This window comes from Shewanella waksmanii ATCC BAA-643 (assembly GCF_000518805.1).
Taxonomy (GTDB): Bacteria; Pseudomonadota; Gammaproteobacteria; order Enterobacterales; family Shewanellaceae; genus Shewanella; species Shewanella waksmanii.
The window spans coordinates 66,846-86,913 of the sequence record NZ_JAEH01000008.1 but is presented as its reverse complement, the minus strand read 5'-3'; the positions used below and the strand labels follow the sequence as shown (position 1 = coordinate 86,913).

Annotated in this window: 22 protein-coding genes and 1 pseudogene; 4 read left to right on the top strand and 19 right to left on the bottom strand. The window is 45.6% G+C overall.

Translation table 11 applies throughout. The annotated features are described in order from the left end of the window. Window positions 1-193: 193 nt before the first annotated feature. The 5 genes from L865_RS23205 to L865_RS0105490 form a co-directional block, all read right to left on the bottom strand. Window positions 194-772: a nucleotidyltransferase family protein gene (locus L865_RS23205; protein ID WP_051484458.1), complete on the bottom strand. Its 579-nt coding sequence runs from the start codon at window positions 770-772 to the stop codon at window positions 194-196. Window positions 773-1,004: 232 nt separating this feature from the next. After that, on the bottom strand, window positions 1,005-1,142 hold the full coding sequence (locus L865_RS25415) for a hypothetical protein (protein WP_157577463.1): 138 nt from the start codon (window positions 1,140-1,142) through the stop codon (window positions 1,005-1,007). A gap of 206 nt (window positions 1,143-1,348) precedes the next feature. Then, on the bottom strand, window positions 1,349-1,747 hold the full coding sequence (locus L865_RS0105500; RefSeq protein ID WP_028772313.1) for a YbaY family lipoprotein: 399 nt from the start codon (window positions 1,745-1,747) through the stop codon (window positions 1,349-1,351). 33 nt (window positions 1,748-1,780) lie between these two features. Continuing rightward, a complete protein-coding gene (tesB, locus tag L865_RS0105495; RefSeq protein WP_028772312.1) occupies window positions 1,781-2,638 on the bottom strand; it encodes an acyl-CoA thioesterase II in 858 nt (285 codons plus the stop codon). 103 nt (window positions 2,639-2,741) lie between these two features. Then, window positions 2,742-3,659: an SDR family NAD(P)-dependent oxidoreductase gene (locus L865_RS0105490; protein ID WP_028772311.1), complete on the bottom strand. Its 918-nt coding sequence runs from the start codon at window positions 3,657-3,659 to the stop codon at window positions 2,742-2,744. A 366-nt stretch (window positions 3,660-4,025) separates the two neighbouring features. Here L865_RS0105490 and L865_RS0105485 point away from each other — a divergent pair, with 366 nt between their 5' ends. After that, window positions 4,026-4,946: a 1,4-dihydroxy-2-naphthoate polyprenyltransferase gene (locus L865_RS0105485; protein ID WP_256871083.1), complete on the top strand. Its 921-nt coding sequence runs from the start codon at window positions 4,026-4,028 to the stop codon at window positions 4,944-4,946. 91 nt (window positions 4,947-5,037) lie between these two features. Here L865_RS0105485 and L865_RS0105480 read toward each other — a convergent pair whose 3' ends face one another. Beyond that, on the bottom strand, window positions 5,038-5,595 hold the full coding sequence (locus tag L865_RS0105480; protein ID WP_028772309.1) for an aldolase/citrate lyase/malate synthase family protein: 558 nt from the start codon (window positions 5,593-5,595) through the stop codon (window positions 5,038-5,040). A gap of 184 nt (window positions 5,596-5,779) precedes the next feature. Between L865_RS0105480 and L865_RS0105475 the strand changes: the two genes are divergently transcribed. After that, window positions 5,780-7,312, top strand: coding sequence for a DUF3612 domain-containing protein (locus L865_RS0105475; RefSeq protein WP_028772308.1), 1,533 nt, complete (start codon window positions 5,780-5,782; stop codon window positions 7,310-7,312). A 50-nt stretch (window positions 7,313-7,362) separates the two neighbouring features. On the opposite strand, the gene L865_RS0105470 is transcribed toward L865_RS0105475, so the two are convergent. From L865_RS0105470 to L865_RS0105450, 5 genes are all read right to left on the bottom strand, one after another. Then, window positions 7,363-8,385 carry a phospholipase A gene (locus tag L865_RS0105470; protein ID WP_342666125.1) on the bottom strand — a complete coding sequence of 341 codons (1,023 nt, stop codon included), beginning with the start codon at window positions 8,383-8,385 and terminating at the stop codon, window positions 7,363-7,365. 141 nt (window positions 8,386-8,526) lie between these two features. Then, complete coding sequence (locus L865_RS0105465; protein ID WP_169732691.1) at window positions 8,527-9,087, bottom strand: protein tyrosine phosphatase family protein; 561 nt, start codon at window positions 9,085-9,087, stop codon at window positions 8,527-8,529. A gap of 29 nt (window positions 9,088-9,116) precedes the next feature. Continuing rightward, on the bottom strand, window positions 9,117-9,392 hold the full coding sequence (locus L865_RS0105460) for a hypothetical protein (protein WP_037470580.1): 276 nt from the start codon (window positions 9,390-9,392) through the stop codon (window positions 9,117-9,119). A gap of 147 nt (window positions 9,393-9,539) precedes the next feature. Next, on the bottom strand, window positions 9,540-11,081 hold the full coding sequence (gndA, locus tag L865_RS0105455; protein WP_028772304.1) for an NADP-dependent phosphogluconate dehydrogenase: 1,542 nt from the start codon (window positions 11,079-11,081) through the stop codon (window positions 9,540-9,542). A 297-nt stretch (window positions 11,082-11,378) separates the two neighbouring features. Then, window positions 11,379-11,834, bottom strand: a complete 456-nt coding sequence (locus tag L865_RS0105450) for a MarR family winged helix-turn-helix transcriptional regulator (protein WP_028772303.1) — start codon at window positions 11,832-11,834, stop codon at window positions 11,379-11,381. A 229-nt stretch (window positions 11,835-12,063) separates the two neighbouring features. Here L865_RS0105450 and L865_RS23200 point away from each other — a divergent pair. Next, window positions 12,064-13,064: pseudogene (locus L865_RS23200) on the top strand (NADP-dependent oxidoreductase). Between the two features lie 60 nt (window positions 13,065-13,124). On the opposite strand, the gene L865_RS0105440 reads toward L865_RS23200, so the two are convergent. The 8 genes from L865_RS0105440 to L865_RS23195 form a co-directional block, all read right to left on the bottom strand. After that, a complete protein-coding gene (locus L865_RS0105440; protein WP_028772302.1) occupies window positions 13,125-15,323 on the bottom strand; it encodes a hypothetical protein in 2,199 nt (732 codons plus the stop codon). After that, on the bottom strand, window positions 15,320-15,913 hold the full coding sequence (locus tag L865_RS0105435) for a GNAT family N-acetyltransferase (RefSeq protein ID WP_028772301.1): 594 nt from the start codon (window positions 15,911-15,913) through the stop codon (window positions 15,320-15,322). The genes L865_RS0105440 and L865_RS0105435 overlap by 4 nt, the downstream gene beginning before the upstream one ends. Window positions 15,914-16,052: 139 nt before the next feature. Further along, entirely contained in the window at window positions 16,053-16,535 is a 483-nt protein-coding gene (locus L865_RS0105430) for a WbuC family cupin fold metalloprotein (RefSeq protein ID WP_028772300.1), read from the bottom strand. 28 nt (window positions 16,536-16,563) lie between these two features. Beyond that, window positions 16,564-17,049: a hypothetical protein gene (locus tag L865_RS0105425; protein WP_157577457.1), complete on the bottom strand. Its 486-nt coding sequence runs from the start codon at window positions 17,047-17,049 to the stop codon at window positions 16,564-16,566. 99 nt (window positions 17,050-17,148) lie between these two features. Further along, complete coding sequence (locus tag L865_RS0105420; protein WP_037470578.1) at window positions 17,149-17,712, bottom strand: GNAT family N-acetyltransferase; 564 nt, start codon at window positions 17,710-17,712, stop codon at window positions 17,149-17,151. Window positions 17,713-17,746: 34 nt separating this feature from the next. Then, window positions 17,747-18,217, bottom strand: a complete 471-nt coding sequence (locus L865_RS0105415) for an SPFH domain-containing protein (RefSeq protein ID WP_028772297.1) — start codon at window positions 18,215-18,217, stop codon at window positions 17,747-17,749. Window positions 18,218-18,285: 68 nt separating this feature from the next. Next, window positions 18,286-18,501 (bottom strand): hypothetical protein, encoded by a 216-nt coding sequence (locus L865_RS0105410; protein ID WP_028772296.1) that lies wholly within the window; start codon window positions 18,499-18,501, stop codon window positions 18,286-18,288. A gap of 27 nt (window positions 18,502-18,528) precedes the next feature. Continuing rightward, window positions 18,529-18,801, bottom strand: coding sequence for a hypothetical protein (locus tag L865_RS23195; RefSeq protein WP_037470577.1), 273 nt, complete (start codon window positions 18,799-18,801; stop codon window positions 18,529-18,531). 357 nt (window positions 18,802-19,158) lie between these two features. Here L865_RS23195 and L865_RS0105400 point away from each other — a divergent pair, with 357 nt between their 5' ends. Then, window positions 19,159-19,815, top strand: a complete 657-nt coding sequence (locus L865_RS0105400) for a class I SAM-dependent methyltransferase (RefSeq protein ID WP_028772295.1) — start codon at window positions 19,159-19,161, stop codon at window positions 19,813-19,815. Window positions 19,816-20,068: the final 253 nt, after the last annotated feature.

The following is a 20,068-nucleotide window of genomic DNA, read 5'->3' as shown; positions in this document are numbered from 1 at the left end:
AACCAAGTAATACCTATAAATAAGTAGCGATAGGCGATCAAAATCACGCTTTTTAAACAAACATTGATAATGCACGTTTAAAAAGGTCGATACAGATCACCATTGAGTGAGCTTTACCCGCACATAGCGCGCACTATCGCTTAAATAACGACCTGCGCAACACAACAATTTAGCAACATGAGAGATGGCGATTTTAGGGCGTGACGAGTTGTAGTTTTGGGTATCGTTGTAACCAATTTTTACTGGCAAGACGCTGCTGAAAAATACGCCGATCGCGGCGAGAATTTGGCGTCAATAACAGCTGAAATAGAGAGCTTAATCCCCATGGAGTGAATAACTCAATCTGCTGTTCATTGATACTGGCCGCCACTGCCGTTTCACGTTCAGGCCAGAAGCTCATGGCATCAACACAGCTTTGATATGGCTCATCACCGTTACGTAGGTGCATTCTTGCCTGATTTTTCACCGACCATGGCAAAGCGGGCTGCCATTGATGCAACTGTGCACAGTAAGCTTGTTCAGCAGCAATACTGACATCGGATGCATCATAGTAAATGACATCAACGTCATTAAGGGGATAGTGGCATTGATGCAGTTTATCCCAAACTAAATTTCGGATAAAACCGGCAGCAACCATACCTTGTGGAAGATTCAGCTGCGCCACCATTTGCAGTGCTGCAAGCCGAATCTCGTCACTGTTTAACCAATGGGTTAACTGCTCAACATAGGGCTGCTCGCAAGGAGCAGGACTTAATCGATTAGGGGTACTCAAGTCTCTGTACTTTTAGTCTTTTGAACTCGATAGACTCATTGTAGCGGTTTTTGAGGACAACTTTCATGGTTAATGTCGCGGCCCAAATCTAGGGGGAGGCTCAGATACTGAATGGGTAAATAGCTACATAGAACCAAACGGTTATCAGCTTACATCACTGTACAAAACTGCAGGCAAACTTAAGACAGGTAACAAATCTAAGGAATTTAGCCAGGTAAGAAATCTAAGGAATTTAGCCAGGTAAGAACATCGCTGAAGTGATTAACACAAGGCCGACTGCCAATAATGTTTTGGCCGATGCGCTGATCTTGGCGGCTTGTGGCTCACCTTGGTCGGTATGAAATAGCTGATGACTTCCAAAAAATGACATAGATAATTCTCTCAAATACAGATATTTCAGAGTATTGAATTTAAAATTAACATTCAAGCAACATGACGTGAGAAATATTCATCTAGCGCACAAAGTTAACTGGCTTTGGTTGGTACAAAGGTAACTCGCACAAGGATTTAGCCACTCGATCAACAAAGGAGCCATTGGCTCCTTTTTTCTCTTATATGCTCGCAAGAAAATGTCGACTATCGACCTTTCACGGCTTTCATCAGCACTTCGGTAGTGAATTTATTGTTGCTGATCACAGGAAAGCGATCATAGGTCTGGAAAATTATCTGACCTTGATACTGAATCATCGCCACCACACCATAGTTGATACTCTCATCAATGGTATCGGCCGGAAAAGTAAATTTAAACGGCACCGGAGCGCGGGCTATATCAAAGCTTTTCTGGGCAATGATGACACCCGGTGTATCTAAATCAATCACCGCAATCGTAATCGCACTTCCCTGAGGTAAGGCAATTTTTTCCAAATACCCCGCTGCACCATTGACGATCACCGGCGGCTCAGGCTCTACTGTCACACATCCCGCTAGCATTAATACCACTGCACCAACAACCAGCGCTTTTAATTTTGCCATCATAAACATAAACCTTCTATTGCATATCAAATGAGGCTAGGACAACCTCATCAATCCTTCCTGGGTTGCAGAGGCCACCAGCTCCCCCTGCTGATTAAAAAATTCACCGCGGACAAAGCCACGCCCACCGCCAGCATTGGGGCTATCGACACTGTAAAGTAACCACTGACTTAAATCCAATGATCTATGGAACCACATCGCATGATCAATCGTCGCCATCTTCATACCGGGGGTAAGAAAAGAAACGCCATGGGGCTGAGCGGCCGTCACCAGAAAATTAAAATCTGATGCATAGGCGAGTAAATACTCGTGCACCGCGTGAGATGAGGGGACTTGGCCATTGGCACGTATCCATACATACCTTTTGGGTTCAGTGGCTTTAGGCACGAGCGGGTTACTAGGATTAACCAGACGCATCTCAATTGGGGCATCAGCCATAAATTTTTCTAGCATTTTTGGCGGCACTTTATCCCGTAGCGTCATCGCCAACTCTTGCTGATTGAGTAGCCCTTCCGGTCCCGGAACATCGGGCATCTGTGCCTGATGACAAAACCCTTGCTCCACTACCTGAAATGAACAAGTCATAGTAAATATTGGTCTGCCTTTTTGAATCGCTTTGACTCGCCGTGCGCTAAAACTGCCGCCATCGCGCATAATTTCCACGTCATAGACGATAGGTAATTTTTCATCACCTGCACGTAAAAAATAAGCGTGAAATGAGTGCACTTGGCGATCTATCGCCACGGTTTGCTTGGCCGCGCTGAGGGCTTGGCCCATCACCTGTCCACCAAACACATGACCAAAGCCTAAATCTTGGCTTTGACCACGAAAAAGCCCTTCTTCAATTTGTTCAAGTGATAATAGTGAGAGTAAATCATCTAATACTTGGCTCATGATTATATCTATCCGGTTACGTATTGATTAGGCTGTGCTAAACCTTAATCATGTAGCTTACCTTAGATACTCCTACATCGACCAGTACTTGTTTTACGCTTTGTTACTCGATGCGAATTTTTCGCTGCGATGCACCACGTTTGGACCAAGCTAATACCTGCGCTTCGCCACTTTCGTGAAAGTGAACAGGCAATGCACGATATAGCTGCGGCCACTGTTGGCTGATCATTTCCGGTTTACATTGTTCAGAGGTAAAATACAGTGGATCATATTCGGTAAATTGCCCATGACTGACACTGCCGGCAGCCACCAATAAATGTTGACCCGTTGGCGCGTCATTGTGCGCTAAAAATAGCATTACGGCATTCACTGATGTTTTCGAAAACATGGGTTTTACTGCAGGCGCAAGGTGTTTTGCTGTCATGTTGGTTAACGCATGAGGAACTAATGTGTTGACGTGTACATTCATGTCACGTCCCTCATGACTGAGGCTGTTCACTAAGCCAATCAACGCCATCTTGCTAGCACCATAAGCCGTTTCATGCATGTTGCCATATAAGCCACTCGACGCAGACACCATGATAATGCGGCCATAGCTTCGCTGTTTCATTAGCGGCCAAACCGCTTTGGTAAAGTAAAAACTCCCGTTTACATTGACATCCATATGCTGATGCCACAGCGCACTGTCTAAAAGATCGAATGCACTCGACTGATGATGGCCAGCGTTATTAACAAGTATATCGATGCGCTGCCAAGTGGCATAAATCTGCTCAACCACTTCGCTGACGGCATGCTCATCTGTCACATCAATTAAGAACATTGAAGCAGCAGCACCCAAACGCTCTAGGGTTTGATGGCTTTGTTTCAGGCCCGTTCCACGGGGCTCACCCGACTGGGTATCCGCTTCACCATTATCTATCAATGCAACCCGAGCACCACGCTCCGCCAAAGCAATCGCGTAGGCACGACCCAGCCCACCACCTGCTCCAGTCACGATTGCGACTTGTTCATCAAAGCGCATAGTACCGTCCTACTGTATGTGGTTTACGACTCCAAAAATATTGAGCCAATCCTTAACAACACTGAGTTAAGTTAAACTTATATCATCACACTCTTGGCGGCTTTTCTTTGACTGTGGCTGCATATTCGCTTTTGCACTTAATCAAAAATGTGCGCCAGGTCAAAAATCTAAACGATGAAAACCTGCCAATCAAATATGGTTTTTAAGACCGTATTTACATTAGCTTTTGCTTACATCCCCCGTCACCTGTAACAAAGAAGCATTTGACCTAGCTCATGCTTGGTAAATTGTTAAATCGCTAACCCTTCATCCATTAGGCTAATTTTGCTATGCTAGCGAATTAAATGACGATCTCAGCCAGTTTACTTGGCTGTTCACACACTAAAGACAACGAAATCAACCATGAACCCTTGGATCTTGGCCATCAGACCGCGCACTCTGCCCGCTGCAATCGGCCCACTTTTGGTGGGTAACATACTGGCATTACAGCTAGAGTCATTCAGTCTATTGATTGCCTTTGCATCAATGCTGTGCGCCATTTTGCTGCAAATTGCGGTTAATTTAGCCAACGACTACTTTGACTTTAAAAGCGGTGTCGATACTGAAGAGCGCCTTGGCCCCGTGCGAGTCACCCAAAGTGGCTTGTTAGCACCTAGCGCCGTCAAAAATGCCATGATTCTATGCTTAATCGCAGCGCTAGTGGTGGGCTCTATATTGATTTATCACGGTGGCTGGCCGATTGCGTTACTCGCAGTCGCCGCTATTTTAGGCGCGTTAGGATACAGCGGCGGCCCCTACCCGCTAGCTTCACATGGGTTAGGCGAAGTCGCTGCATTTGTATTTTTTGGCTTAGTTGCGGTAGTGGGTAGTTTTTATTTGCAAGCAGGCCACACCACTACTGCAGCTTGGATACTTGGCAGTGCTATCGGTTTGTTTAATGCCGCAGTGATGCTAGTCAATAACACCCGAGACATTGATACCGATACCAAAGCGGGCAAAAACACCCTTGCCGTTCGTGTTGGTTTGTCTCAAGCTCGCGTGCTATACCAAGCTTTTATTTACATTCCATTTGCGTTAATTATCGGCGGTTTTCTTTTAGGCGTGTTGCCTGGCTGGCCAACCCTACTATCAGGATTAGCACTCATTCTGGCACGTAAACTTAATGGTGATTTCAGCCAAACATCCGGTGCTGAATTAAACCCGTTACTGGGTAGAACCGCAAAATTAACCATGATTTTCAGTACCCTATTTAGTGTTGGTTTTGTGGTCCAAGTCGCCAGTCACTAAAACGTTATTGTATTAGTTTCGCTAATCGCAATCACAAAAAAGCCGCGTCGACATGGTATGTCGGCGCGGCTTTGAATTTTAGCGATGGCTATTACAAGCTGTAATCACTGCCATCTTTTGCGGTAAACTGCTTATCACCACGACCAATCCCACCTTTAACTAGACTCGCCCAACTGTGTTGCCCTTGAGGTTGGTCAGTATTGACTATGGTCATTAGTGCCGCTTCTACTTGCACATCTTCAATGTTAGCGCAATCTCGGCTGCCATATTCACCACGTGGGTCTATCGATATCTCTATATGGAAACCATTGTTCTTCAGTACAATCGAGCTAGGCTCACATTTGTGACCACACAGTGCCACAAACTGCTTTGGTTGCGCTAAGCCACTTTGAGTGCCGTCATTGAAGAAAGCTAATAGCTGGTTGTAGTAAACAACGTAACTACGCACATCTTGATGCGAGCCTTGGCTTAATGGAAAGTAAGTATCTAGCACTTGCTTGGCATAACACATAGAGGCCATGCGCTGCTGTTCGACGCCTAAGGCTGTATTGCCTAAGGTCTGCTCAGCGGCAGCCACTGGAAGCACTTGCTTAATGAAGTTGTAAATACTCTGATCAATTTGCTGGTGTTGTTCTGTTGACATATTCATAGCTGCTTCCTCTTATAGCGATTCATGGTTGTCAGCATCTTTAACACAGTCACTTGTTGCTTCTAATCTGACATTGTCTGTCACAGTATTCACAATAAAGCCTGTCCCGATTGCTTAATTTGTAGTCTAGCCAATTTTTCATTACAATTTCACAATAAAAATTTCACAGTGTGAATTTTACAAAATGAAAAACAACAGCAGCTTGATGAGAAAGTCACATTTCCTTGGTACAAAAATAAGAAACTTGCGTAAACGCAATAACTTAACCATGGAAGATTTGTCAGCACGGTGTATCAGAGTCGATGCGAACTCAGCACCTTCTGTGTCATACCTATCAATGATTGAGCGCGGTAAGCGTGTGCCAAGTGCCGCGATGCTAGCGGTCATCGCCGCGGTTTTTCAAAAAGAAGTTGACTGGTTTTTAGATGATGCCCCAGAAGAGCAAGCCATTACCCCGGTAAAAGGATCCCGTGGTGGTATTAGCGGTATGGCCTTGGAGCCAAGCTTTCTATTCTCGAATGAGATTTTACAAATCGCCATCCCTGAAATGCTGTCGCAAACCGGGATTACAGGCAGGCAATTTGCTCATTTGCTGATCCGAGCCCACCAAGAGCATCACCAAAACCACTTTCCTGATTTAGAACGTGCAGCTGAAGAAGTTGGCCTCAAACGGATGCCGCTTAGCCTTGATGATTTGCTGGATATCGTCGCCCAGCTAGGCATGAAAATACATTGGTTTGAACGCTTGCCACAAGCGGTGATGGATGAACAAGGCATTAGCGAACAGCATATTGTTACCTCCTACTTTGAGCCTAAAAATCATATTTATCTTAATAAGTTACTTAAGTCCCATAAGCACCGCCTTAAATACGACTTAGCAGTACATATTGGCCACTGCATTTTACACAACAAAGATGGTATGCGCAGCGTGATGGTGGCGGGGCGCAGTCATGGCACCAGTTTGGCTGACGACAGTAGTACTCACCCCACCTCATCCACTGTTGATGCTCAAGATATTCTGCACGCCTGGCGCGACTTTGAAAGTAGCTTCTTTGCTGGCGCATTACTTTGCCCTAAAGTGCCCTACCGACAACTGTTAGATCGCCATGGCTACGAGATAGACATTAACCAAAAAGTAGGGGTCTCTGCCTCTGTGGCCATGCGCAGAATGACCGCAGTTTCCCCCTACTCCCATTGGCACTATTTTGATGCTTACTCACCCGGCAAGCTTAAAGCGGTATACCGTGGCAATGGCATTCCATTGCCTTGGGGCAATATGCGTCAGGTGGAAGATCCCTGTCAGCATTGGGCGGTTTTCAGAAAGCTCAGTGAAACCAATACCGGCAGCTCAGCACAAATATCGATTTTGGATGTCGCAGAGGAGCCAAAAATCTACGCCTGTGAGTCAATACGGGTGGCCGATTTAGCGGGCAACGATCATGTACTTTGCGCCGGAATTGACCTCAACCCCGCCACTGAAGCACAGGGGCGCGACGCCAAAGGCATCGCCCAGGCCCTAAAGGCTGCCTGCGTTGATAATGGCGGCTCTTCAGCCATACCAAAAGCCATTAAATCTGACCTTAAAAGTGTTGCCAAAATTCTGAATATTAACTGGGTAGAACGTGGCATAGAAACCGACGCTAAGTTGATTTGTTCACGCGGTTCGGTATGCCCGCGTAAACCTAGCTGCTATACCAGTGGTAAATGTGGCGGCTAAATAATAGCGGGACTAATGCTTGATTAGCCCTGCTGTAATGGCAGATACGTCTAGAACATATTATTTAGTGCAATACCTACACCAAGGCGAGTTTGGCTATGGTTATAGTCAATCAAACTGTCACCATAGCCGTTAAACAACAGCACATAACCATGTAATTTACCGTATAGCGGTGTGGTAAATTCCACTTCAATTGCGCCTTTGTTAGTGGAGAAATTTTGCCGCCCTCTCACTACCATTTCATAGTCGCCAAAATCATAACCAAAGCCAAACTCAGCATGGCCCATGTAATCGGCTATATCCGGGTTATCATCGCCTTCGGGCAAGCTGGGATCTAACTTTTCGTCTTCTTGAATACGGTACCAAGGTTTGAGGAAATACAACCAATCGCCGTTTTCATATAGCAATTCGGCATAGACTCTATTCCATGAACGCGACAAGGTACCAGAACGACCATTAGATTGATGCTCAACGCCAACAACTAAGCCAGTATTGCCGTCAAACGGATGCCAGCCCAATGGCGTTACGTAAAAGAATTCCGGGCGATAATTGGTTTCTCTAAAGGGCGATGAAATATCATCGGCATACACTTGCCACCAAGCTTCTAACGTGAAGGCACCATAAATTCGATCGCCTTCAAATAACAGTGAACCATAGCTCAATGGAAACTTAAAACTAATTTGGAACTTAGCTTCAATATCTTTAAAGTTATCCGCATAAGCCTGATCTTCACCATAGGCGGTCGGATTGATCTCATTGGTGGAATAGACCGGTAAAAAGTAGTTGGTGTGATGGGGGGTTAACACAAATTCTGATTGATCTGTTTGACGCTCTGCAATAATACGTTTCGACAGCACGCCACCTTTGATGGTCTTGCCGTCAATGTCAATGGTACCGTCACGTTGCAGTTGGGTTTCAGCCTCACATAACTTACGCAGCTCCCCTATCGTCATCTCATCATTGGCCGTCGCCATCTGTTTAGCCATACAAGCTTCAAACTCACTTGCCAAGGCTTGATGTGATAAGGCCAAACAAACGCCTGATAATACAAAGCTTCGTATACTTAGTGGCACTATGGCCTCCTTGTGCATGCTAATGATGACAGGGACACAATAATTAGTTGCATCGCCGAGCCTCATTTTGTCCTACAAACGGCAAATTACTTACACTAGTTTAACGACTAAATGATTATTTTGCCTATTCTTTAATGCAGTTTAATGACGCTGCATTTGCTCAATCAGTTGCTGCCATTGAGGATACTGCTTCAAGCTCTGCTGCAAATCTCCCCAAGGTGCCATGATTTCGGCTTGGTTCACCTGCTGCGGCGTTAACTTGTCTAAGTAAAGATAATAAAAAGCCGAAGCACGATAATTAGCCGCGCAATGCACAAATACCGACTTAGTTTTGTTTTGCTCCATGGCGGCGAAAAACTGTTCTACATCACTCGACTTGGGCTGCTGCCAGTCGACTTCAATATTGATATACGCCATGCCAGCATCTTGCACTAGTTGCTGCTCATTACCCATGGCATGAGGGTTATTCTTGGGGATCAAGTTAATGACGAGATCAACGCCCGCTTCACTTAGCGCGCTGATCTGTTCAGCCGTTGGCAATCCCGCAGTGATGACGTTGCCGTCATGAAACTGCACCGCCTTGATTTCCGATAAAGTGGATTGACTCGCCGCCAGTGCATCACTATTGCTCCAAGCAGGTAAGGATAATGCACTCAAAAGTAGCACTCCCATCACAACCCACCTTGCATTCCATTCACGCATCCATGTTTCCTTGAAATTATTAAGCATACTCATTTATCTGATTGGCAAAACTGATTAAAAGCTTGTTCAGTATTATCAAACCCTTCGCGATCCGCCACTTCCCATGGGCGCACACAACGCTGTAGCTTATCGCACCAGGCATAACCTGCCGACGCAATGCAGCCTTGCTCAGTGCGATCGGCCCCGACCATTGACTCTTTGGGTGCCGGCTGATTAGCAGTACTATTGCACCCCATTAGCACGGCCATAGCTGCAGCGAATAAGAACATCTTTTGACTTGGTTTATTTTGAGTGATTTGCGGCATAGTAACGTCCTTGGTTTAAGCACCTGACCTAACAATATTTCTCAGTCTAGAGTAGTTGCCGTATAACAAGTATTCAACTACTAAGGTCACTATTTTAGCCACTAAAAAAGGAGCCATAAGGCTCCTTTTCTCAAACAACGTCTCGTATTACAGCTTATCTAGTGTGCGTGTTTTTGCACTCCAGTTAAGGTGAAATTTTTCACCGTCTGGCGCATCGGTACGTTCAAAAGTATGCGCACCAAAAAAGTCTCGCTGGCCTTGTAATAGGTTGGCTGGCAGAGTTTCGCAGCGATAGCTGTCGTAGTAAGCCAAGGCAGAGCTGATACAAGGAGCAGGAATCCCTTTCAATACCGCTTGTGATACCGCTAAACGCCAATCTTGTTGTTTAGCCGAAAGGTGATTGCTAAAGGTATCGGCCATCAACAAATTGGCTAACTCTTGCTTTTGACGATTAGCTTGCTGATAAGCTTGGGTGATTGACTGCAAAAACGTTGCGCGGATGATACAACCTGCACGCCAAATTTTAGCGATTTCAGCAAAATCGAGCTGCCACTGCTTTTCTTTTGCTGTCATGGCCATCAACTGAAAACCCTGGGCATAACTGGCGATCTTTGCGCAGTACAGCGCGTTTTCTAACTGGTCGATAAACTGCTGCTTAGCTTGCTCATCTACCTGTTGTGGCTGTGGGCCACTCAATAACTTAGAGAGTTGCTTGCGCTGGCCTTTTTGAGTGCTCACAGCCCGAGCATATACGGCTTCGGCAATTGTGGGCGCAGGGCAACCAATCTGCAAACTGCTCACCGCGGTCCAAAGCCCGGTACCTTTTTGGCCGGCTTTATCTAAAATCATTTCCACCAAAGGGCGGCCTGTGATCGGATCCGCTTGACGCAATACGTCAGCACTGATCTCCATCAAATAGCTATTAAGTATGCCTTTATTCCATTTGGCAAACAGATCGCCAACTTCATATTGGCTCATACCAAAACCATCATGCAGTAATTGATAGGCTTCGCATATCAACTGCATATCAGCATATTCAATGCCGTTATGCACCATTTTGACATAATGCCCAGAACCAGCAGGGCCAATATAAGTGGTACAAGGCTCGCCTTCAGTTACTGGATTACCCGGCTCTTGACGCTCTATTGGCAATCCGGTTTCTGGGTCGACCTTGGCGGCAATGGCCTGCCAAATCGGTGCGATACGTAGCCAGGCCTTCTCGCTGCCACTTGGCATTAATGATGGACCAAACCTCGCACCCATCTCACCACCTGATACCGCACAACTGAAGAAAGTAAATTGATCCGCATATTGCTGTTCGCGGGCAACGGTATCTGTCCACAAGCTGTTACCGGTATCAATCACAATATCGTCTTGCTCAATACCGGCTTCGATTAGCGATTGGCACACACCATCTACTGGGGCGCCCGCAGGAACCGACAACACTAAGATACGCGGTTTGCTGAGGCTGGATAACATTTCTGTAAGATTGCTACAGCCTAATACTCTTGGTCTGAGGCCCGCTTTACGCTCTTTCTGTTCTTGTTCAACAAGGTGCTGAACCTTATTAGCATCAAGGTCAAATGCGGCAACGTGATATTGATTATCAGCAATGTTTAGAGCAAGGTTTTTGCCCATGACACCTAAGCCAATCACGCCTATATCAAGGAGGTCTGTGTGGTTTTGCATTGGGTTTTCCAAGGGGAACAGAGAATACTTTAACCTATCGTTTATAGTTTTCTGCTCAATAGTAATGAAATCATAAACTTGCTAGTAACTGATTTCGACAATGCCATTAAGCATAGTTGATAGGCACGAATTGGTCGCGATTATACAAAAATTGGTAACTTAATTACTAGGAAAATGCCAACATCACTGAACCATATACAAAACAGTGTGTTTCATATGTATAACAAAAGGGTTTTTCTAAGCTAAATGATTGGCGCAATAGGCTTTACCCTACCAACAACAACCCAGCTATAACCACTAGCGATTGAGATCTTCAGTCAGTACCAAACATAAGTCCCGTAACTCATCGAGCTTAGCTTCTGATACCGAGACTTTACTTAACAACACCTGCTTAAGCGCCAGTGCTTGCTGTTTAAGTTCTGCTCCCTCGGCGGTGATCACGATGAGTTTTTTGCGCTCATCATGCTCATCAACATGGCGAGCGAGTAGCTGTTTGCTCTCTAAGCGCTTAACAATTGGCGTCAAGGTTCCCAAATCGAGCTTGGTTGCCCGTGACAGATCAGTCAAACTGGCGCCATCTTGCAACCACAACGCCTGCATCACCAAGTATTGTGGGTAGGTCAAATCGCACTGCTGCAGTAGTGGTCGGTACGCACGCACCAAAGCATTGGCTGCGGTATATAACGCAAAACAAACATTGTCAGATAATGACAATGTTTCCGCTGTTGAATCTACATGCTGGTTATCGCTCAAAATCTACCTTTCATCGTTAAAATGTCACTGTGGCTAATTGGCTGACAACAGATCCCGCAACCATTTGCAGGCACATAGTAGCCATCATTATTCGCTAAGCCAAGTTAAGTTGTTCTGCATTGAGTCTAGTGTACGCTATTTTAGTTTGCGCACAAAGCATTTGCTTTGCGCACAAATTAAATGTAGATTAACCAACAATTAGTTTGCACGCAAAGTAAAAAGAGGAATTATGAAAGCTCAGCAAATCGTATTAGCATCACGCCCTGAAGGGTTGCCCACGGCAGCACATTTCAAACAAAATAGTGTCGAACTACCCGCAATTCAAGCAGGTCAATTTTTGGTTAAAAACCTGTGGATGTCGGTTGACCCATATATGCGCGGCCGCATGATTGATAGAAAAAGCTACATTGCGCCTTTTGTGATTGGCGAAGTCTTGGAAGGTGGGGCGATTGGTGAAGTTATCGAATCTCAGCACCCAGATTTTCCTGTGGGCAGCAAAGTCAGCAGCATGTTAGGTTGGCGCAGTCACTATATTAGTGATGGCAGCGATCACACTGTGCTACCTAATATCCCCTCAGTGAATCTCACTTCTTGGGTGTGCTCGGTATGCCAGGTATGACAGCCTGGACCGGACTGAATCGCATCGCTGAGTTAAAAGCCGGCGAAACCTTGTTTGTTTCAGCAGCCTCTGGCGCAGTTGGCAGCGTTGCCTGTCAACTAGGTAAATTGATGGGTGCAACGGTTGTGGCCTCTGTCGGCAGTGACGAAAAAGCAGCCCACCTTAATGCACTGGGTATCGATAAGGTGATTAACTACAAAACTTGCGATGATATTAGCGCCGCTCTCGGGCAAGCTGCGCCGCAAGGTATTGATGTATATTTTGAAAATGTCGGTGGTGAGCATTTAACCGCCGCCCTAGATAACATGAATGATCATGGCCGTATTGCTGTGTGTGGCATGATTTCACAATACAACGACACTGCACCGACACCGGGGCCAAGTAACCTCGCCAACATCATTATCAAAAAGTTAAAAATTGAAGGCTTTATCGTATTTGAACACTGGGATCACTACGGTGAGTATGCCCAGCAGATGGGCCAATGGTTGGCGACTGGTCAAGTACAAGCGGAGCAAACCATCTATCAAGGTTTAGACAATGCCCCTAGTGCCTTTATTGGCCTGTTTGAAGGGAAAAACAAAGGCAAAATGGTCGTTAAATTAACGGACTAATATTAAGCCTTGCCATTTTAGTTACAAAAAAGCTGACTTACGTCAGCTTTTTTTTGGCAATTACTTGTCCGTTTCATTTTTATTGATAAGCAATATAATCAGCAACATACCAAAGAAAGTGACAATACTGACTTGCAGTGGACCAGAAATGTTAAAGCCCATTTCACTGCCATTGAGAATATCAAAGATATCCTTCAAAGCACCGATGGATATCAGGGCCATGGAGCCTGATAACACTCGAGTAAAACGTTTACCATTGCGGGTGCGCAGTTTTTCATACAGCTTGGCAGTTTCAGAGATGATCTCTTCTTGGCGGTAGTGAATTTTATCTAGCGTCTTTTGGGTGCGGGTGTGTAATTTATCAAAGTCCATATGGTTAAATACCTTCTGCACCATACGGGTATGATCGGGAAAGGTCATCATACTACCGGCGTTAATGAGCTCTAGTAGCCAATGAGCATCCTGGGTAAATTGCTTTAAACACGCGCCTTCGTCAGTTAGCTTTTTCACCTGTGCACGCAACTTAATTGCCGATATTTTCTTGTCTTGCAAGCTAGGAACCGCATGCTCCAAGCTATATTGTAACTGCTTATCAAGCAACTTATTGGTCAGGTGGAATAGGTTATTTACCGCTGCTGCCACCTCCATCATCTCCGCCGATTGCTCTAACACCCAATTAGGTTGCTGCAACAAGCCTAAAATACACTCATGATGGTTGGTAAACACAAACTCATCATGGTTATAGCAATCTTTATTAAGATTGAACTCATCAGAAGTCACGGTGCGTAAGCACCAGTCATCAACCGCGCTGCGCAGTTCCCGCTGCGGCAACACAAATACTGGGTAGGCAAAGTGACCCTTTAATGACTTGGCGGTCATGGAGGTGTCTTTGCCATCAATGCGCTCTACCACCCTATCTAATAAGGTCGACACAAAGCGGTTCTCTGATGCATTGTAAAACAGCAGATCCGCCACCGGGTTTTGATAGTGACTGAAATACTCGTTGAGTAGGTCGGCTAACTCAGCAAAACGCTGCTCGGCAAACTCTTCTAACAGCCCAACTTGTTGGCCATTCCAGTGCATCTGCTGATCCATCGCAAATGGGGTTCCCAGTGACATGGCATGGCGCACACCACTGGCACTGACATACTCTAACGGTGCCCGTAAATTAAGCGCGAAAATGCCCATTGGGTAGTAAATAAGCTCAACATCAAACACCAGCTCAGTGTCTCGGCCGCCCTTATTACGAAACGGCAAACTCAATTGTGGCAGTTGCCATGAGTAAATATCTTCAAAATCTTTGGCAATACCCGCCCAAATATCATTAAGCATGTTGCTTTTAGGTGTTTGTGCCCCCCAGTCAGATAAATACAGAGCATGGTTTTGTGGCGCGCTCGCCACTACCTCAGTTAAGGTTTGACGCAATTCCCGCGTAACGATGTGATTGACGTTGGCAAAATAGGAGATACTGATTGACCCGCGCTCAACAAACAGTTCACCTGAGCCCGGTTGTCGATTTTCACTGAAAAATGTCAACGGTGGCCACAGTGCTTCCAAATCCGTCGACATGATGTATTTATCGGCGGCGGTCAGCGCCTTTACCGCGGCAATAAACTGCGGGCGCAGCTTCGCCATGGTCGCAGTAAGTTTGACAGGATCATTCCAGCGCATGTCACACAGCTGAGCAATTATCGCTACCCCTTCACTAAAATGGCGATAAGCGCTAAATTCGGGCCGCAGGTACTGGGCATAAAGCTGACTTTCTTTTTCGCTAAACTCGGCGGCAAAACTATTCACACAAGCTAAGTGAGTATCGATATTTTGGGTCGCTTCTGCCATCAGCCACTCTTGACTGGTGTATATGCCCCTGTCGATGTAGCACACATCGATTTGAATCGCCGCAAACTTCTGCAGTACTTTAACCAAAGGTGATGACGGTAAGGCATCCAAAGCGGTAATGCTTGAACGCACTAGCGTTTCCGCGTGCAAATACCAATTACTTTCCTCTACCTCATGCCTAGCATAGCCGTAGCAAGCACAAAAAAGCAGTAGTGCATCGCGCTTAGGCAAATCAGCGAGCTCGGCTAACTCAACCTTAGGTTGCTGTTCAAATTGCTCTGCTAATTGATAGGCTGGCGACCCCACCAGCTGCAACTCTGATTTGGCCCAATGAAAGCACTGCTCAAAATCCTCTTCACCAATAAAGTCAAAAAAACGGCCTAAAATTGTCTGTAATTCGACATCACTGTCAAGCGTCATAAACTGTCCTTAGAAAGTATACGTTGGCGTTGTTCAACAAAGCGGGCATCAGTGCTATCTAGATAGTAACTGCTGGTAAAAATGTGTGCGACTACCTGCCATAACTGTTGCAAAGTGGGTAGTGCTTGCTGCGATTTACAATGATACATTAACGCCATTGGCGTTGACGCTTGATCATCATAATGGGGCGATAGGTAATCAATATTAAAAGTGCTAAAACCTAGCTTCTGATAAAACTTTTCAGGCCCAGCTTCAGCCTCGACCAACAGCCAGCTATACTCGGTGCTTGGATCGAAAAATTCAAACAATTCATCGCAAAGCTGTTTTCCCAGCCTTTGACCCTGCATCGCTGGCGCAATGAATAGATAGCCCAACATGGCAAACCTGTGTTGCGGATACAGCTCTGTAAGTGACATACCTAATGCTTGCTCACCAGCATGAATGACTATACAACGGGATTTACCAGTATCGACCGCTTGTTTTAACTCTTCTATGGGCTCACGCTCCCACTGAGGAAAAACCTCACAATAGATCGACATGGCGCTGTCCCATAACGGGCCTGCAGCGTGATGTAATTGTTTTATCTGCATGATTTGCTGTCTATTAATGTTTGCGAAATCATAACAAAATAGCTATTCAGCTGGCTAGAAAAAGCCATCGTTGGGCTGTATCAATTTTTATTACGTCAGCTAGCAAGTCGCTGAACTAGGTCACATAGCCGATTTAAATTTAGGGTAAATACCTATCACCCAGCCGGGCTTGATACAGCCAACTGAGAAAATCAATCGATTGACTCTCGCCTTCTGCAGGTGCCCATGAAGCAAACTCTGCCGCATCAATGCTTGAATAAGGGCCTGGCTTTACCTCCATAATCACTGCGTGCTCAGACGGGACATATAAGCAATGCCAGCTATTTTCCGGTAACTCAATTGCCGAGACTGCCGTCCCCGGCGTTAAGCGGGTTTTATCGGTAATCGCACCTGTACTGTCAAATTGCACTAAAACGACCTCACCACGTAAAGCCATTATTAGCTCCCATTTATTGGCTAACACATGCCGATGGGGGCGCACATAACTGCCATGTTGCAGTGCGATACACAGCCGCTGCACCGGTTCATCATAACTCTGATGCAAATTTAGGTGTGCTCGCAGGCGCTCACTGGCGCCAGCGGTGGCTAATAACTGGCTAAACAACTCATCGTCTAACTTCATTCCTATCCCTTAAACTTAACCGCAATACTCACTCTCCGGTTAACTCGCGCTTGGCTTGGGCTAATCGTTGCTCAAATTGCGCAGTTGTCAACTGCCCCTGTTCGAGCAATGCTTGCGCTTGTTGGCGTTGCATCCAATAGTGATACTCAATCGCAGCCAACACATAACCCAGTTGCTGTTCAGTGATCTGTTTATCGACAAAGGCTTGATGTGCCAGACTTTGATTCCACTGACGGTTTTTAGGCGGCGTGGGTAAGCTAAAATCTTGCTCAATATAACGTTGATCGGCAATCAAACGCCCCTGCTCGACATGCTCTTGAGCACATAAATGTAGGATGTAATCCACCGAATCTTGCGCGCCGTAGCGATGAAAGTTGAATTCGGCGCTACATTGACCAATCACCCGACCCTCGGCATCAAGCACATCAACCTCGCCACTGGCACAGCCAACAAGTTGAATGCTCAATAGCATCAGAACATAGGAGGTAAACCAAGCGCGGCCAAATCTCATCATTGAGCGCCGGAATAAAGATTATCTGCTTGCCAAACTTTAGTCGGCCTAAAGATGATGACAGTCAACGGAGTATAGAGGGAAAACGGCATACAAATCCTTTTACATCGATGAAGAGCTATATGTTTGCTGCGACTTGGCATAGATCAGTGTATTGCTGAGTGCACCGCTGGGCAGTCGGCACTCATTTACCAACATACCCTCGAGTAAATACTGACAACGTTCGGCAACCGCTTGACTCTTCAAGTTAGTTTCAGCGACACGAATTTCTACTCTATTGGCGCTAAGCTCAGTAAATGCATAACGCTCAAGCCGAGTCACCGCCTCGGTAATATAGCCTTTTCCCGCACAACTGCTACGCAGCCAATAACCTATCTCAAAAAATGGCACCGATTTGTCTCGTATCACTAAACCAATCACCCCAACAAGCTGACCCGAAGTTTTTTCTATCAGGCCAAAGCGCAACTCATTTTCGAAGCGTTCGAAATTATCTATCGCCTTCTGCATGTCATTAATTGATTCTTGCTCAGTCAAGGCGTTCGGCACCCAAGGCAAAAATTGCCGCAATGTATTTTGACTATCAACAACTGCCTGCAACATCGTGTTTTGCCAATCCATCGAAGGCGGTGTTAACGTTAACCTGTCTGATTCTAGTTTATCTAACACTGCAATCCTTAAACAGTTGAGTTGCCCACACCAGTTATTGGCCCGCTTTACCGGCTTCTAAAATCGGTAACCCAGCTTCAGTTGGAATATAAATTCGCTCACCAGCACCATCTTGCAGTCCCTTTATCCACACGTAGCGCAAATAAGCTTCATTATCTTTCAATGATTCACCAATAATTTTGTTCGCTTGCGCAGCCGCTTTAGCGCGCTCAATATCTGCTAGTCCCTCGGCTTTTGCACGTACTAGCCGCGCCTCGCCTTCTGCCTCAGCTAGCGTGACTTTAGCCTTAGCTTGCATGAGTGCCGCTTGCTCGCGAGCTTTGGCTTCTTCAATGAGTATTTGCTTTGACCATTGCGCCTCTTTTAGTGCCGCTTGACCATTAAGTTCCATTTTATACACGTTATATTTAGGCCAAGCCCAAAAGGCCATTACCAGAGTTAGCAGTCCAATAATGGTAAGAAAGGCGACAGAGCCCAAAGCGAGTGCCTGTTTATTTTGATACATTCTGACTCCATTCAACTACGAATTGCTAAAAACAAGTCTAGCTATAATGTTGAATCGGTTTAATAAAATCAATCTTGATTCAGATGATTAATCACCACAGCTTCAATTTTATCGAGTACTTGCTTTGCTTTTGATGAATCAAGATCGAGCTCTACCCAACCGTCAGTGCTCATAAATTTGGCACCTTGATAGTGAATTACCGTTTGGCTGCCAACAATGACGCGGCGACCCGTTAGCTTAAAAATTCCCTGTGGCGTATTTATGCGGCTGATACAAAAATCCATGGTTTACTCCTTTTGTTAAATCTTGGTCTAAACCGGCGGTTCACCACTTTCATCTTCAGCCTTTATCTCTTGCTGCTTGATACGCTCAATTTTTTTAATTTCTTGATGGGGAATGGGAAACAGTGAAATAAGAGGAAACACTGCGAGCATAATAAAAGCGCCTTTCGGCATGTTTTTCGCCCACAGCACAATGCGATACATCAGCCAAAACAATAGCAGCAACACTACAGTCGCTGCGCAGTAGGCTACTAAGGATAACCCATCAATATTCAATCCAGCTACGGTATCCAGGATTTGCATTTATCGCTCCATCGCTCCATTGCTCCCTTAAATAAGAGATGGGGATAAAACAGCACGATTCAAGGCACTTAGCTAGCAGCCCCCGTTTTAGTCACTTTTGATTACCAGTTCGACGGTTAAGGAGTCTCTTAACAGACTGTGATTCACTAGGGTGCTCTCACCCGTGATAAAAGAAACGGCGCAGTGTCGCAATAATTGACTGGAGTAGTTCATACGGGCGCAACATCACTACTAGCAGCATAATCTATTGTTAAATATATTACTTTCAATTGCAGGCCAATCACTATAACCTGTAGTTCTTCGTTTTGTCATTTATCACTGATACCTGGCTGAGCGCTCAATGATTGAGGCGGCCAAATGACAGATCTGCGTTTACGTTACCAAACCATCGAGTTTGGAAAAACCGATATTCACCTGTGCACACTGCGAAATAAACAGGAATTCCACGACCCCGATGGCATTGCCGAAGAGCTAGGCATCTCGTCTGCTACTTGGCCGATTTTTGGTGTGGTTTGGCCATCAAGTTTAGTGTTGGCTCACCATATTGCTGACTATGATGTTGGGGTGAAACGGGTGTTAGAAATTGGCTGCGGCACAGCGCTTAGCAGTTTGTTACTCAATAAACGCCAAGTGGATATTACCGCAACGGATTACCACCCCGAGGTGGAGACCTTTCTTGCCAGAAACTCTGAGTTAAATGGTGACGATCTTATTCCCTTTGAGCGCACGGGCTGGGGCGATAGTGATGATAGTTTGGGTCGCTTCGACTTAATTATTGGTAGCGATCTATTATATGAAGATGAACATATCGACTTACTGTCAAATTTCATCCACGAACACTCAAAGCCACAATGTGAAGTGATCATCGTCGACCCTGGAAGGGGAAGAAAAACCAAACTAGCCAAAAGCCTGCTTAAGATGGGCTATTTATCCACCTTTTCTAAGCCAGAACATACCGATTACCTAGACAGTGACTTTAAAGGTCACATTCTAAACTTTGTCCGTAATAAGTAACTTTTGACTGTCTTAATATCAACAACGCCTGTCATCACGCCTTAGCATCATGCGACTAAGGCACTGATGCACTGATGCACTGATGCACTGATGCACTGATGCACTGATGACCTTAGCCAACGTCACGCAATAACAACAAGCAAAACCTAGGTAAATACATGGTGCTAACAACTTGTACAACAAGCTGTACCGCAGCTAAACCAAGCCTAGGTTTGCTCAGCAGCAAGTATGCGACTATGAAATAATACCCGCT

Excerpts from the sequence above, each read along its gene's own strand:
- L865_RS23195 (WP_037470577.1), bottom strand. The coding sequence starts at position 18,801 with ATGCAAATCCTGGATACCGTAGCTGGATTGAATATTGATGGGTTATCC.
- gndA (WP_028772304.1), bottom strand. The coding sequence starts at position 11,081 with ATGCAAAACCACACAGACCTCCTTGATATAGGCGTGATTGGCTTAGGT.
- L865_RS0105430 (WP_028772300.1), bottom strand. The coding sequence starts at position 16,535 with ATGAAGTTAGACGATGAGTTGTTTAGCCAGTTATTAGCCACCGCTGGC.
- L865_RS0105400 (WP_028772295.1), top strand. The coding sequence starts at position 19,159 with ATGACAGATCTGCGTTTACGTTACCAAACCATCGAGTTTGGAAAAACC.
- tesB (WP_028772312.1), bottom strand. The coding sequence starts at position 2,638 with ATGAGCCAAGTATTAGATGATTTACTCTCACTATTATCACTTGAACAA.
- L865_RS0105490 (WP_028772311.1), bottom strand. The coding sequence starts at position 3,659 with ATGCGCTTTGATGAACAAGTCGCAATCGTGACTGGAGCAGGTGGTGGG.
- L865_RS0105415 (WP_028772297.1), bottom strand. The coding sequence starts at position 18,217 with ATGTATCAAAATAAACAGGCACTCGCTTTGGGCTCTGTCGCCTTTCTT.
- L865_RS0105500 (WP_028772313.1), bottom strand. The coding sequence starts at position 1,747 with ATGATGGCAAAATTAAAAGCGCTGGTTGTTGGTGCAGTGGTATTAATG.
- L865_RS0105410 (WP_028772296.1), bottom strand. The coding sequence starts at position 18,501 with ATGGATTTTTGTATCAGCCGCATAAATACGCCACAGGGAATTTTTAAG.
- L865_RS0105475 (WP_028772308.1), top strand. The coding sequence starts at position 5,780 with ATGAAAAACAACAGCAGCTTGATGAGAAAGTCACATTTCCTTGGTACA.
- L865_RS0105440 (WP_028772302.1), bottom strand. The coding sequence starts at position 15,323 with ATGACGCTTGACAGTGATGTCGAATTACAGACAATTTTAGGCCGTTTT.
- L865_RS0105480 (WP_028772309.1), bottom strand. The coding sequence starts at position 5,595 with ATGAATATGTCAACAGAACAACACCAGCAAATTGATCAGAGTATTTAC.
- L865_RS0105465 (WP_169732691.1), bottom strand. The coding sequence starts at position 9,087 with ATGCGTGAATGGAATGCAAGGTGGGTTGTGATGGGAGTGCTACTTTTG.
- L865_RS0105460 (WP_037470580.1), bottom strand. The coding sequence starts at position 9,392 with ATGCCGCAAATCACTCAAAATAAACCAAGTCAAAAGATGTTCTTATTC.
- L865_RS0105425 (WP_157577457.1), bottom strand. The coding sequence starts at position 17,049 with ATGATGAGATTTGGCCGCGCTTGGTTTACCTCCTATGTTCTGATGCTA.
- L865_RS25415 (WP_157577463.1), bottom strand. The coding sequence starts at position 1,142 with ATGTCATTTTTTGGAAGTCATCAGCTATTTCATACCGACCAAGGTGAG.
- L865_RS0105435 (WP_028772301.1), bottom strand. The coding sequence starts at position 15,913 with ATGCAGATAAAACAATTACATCACGCTGCAGGCCCGTTATGGGACAGC.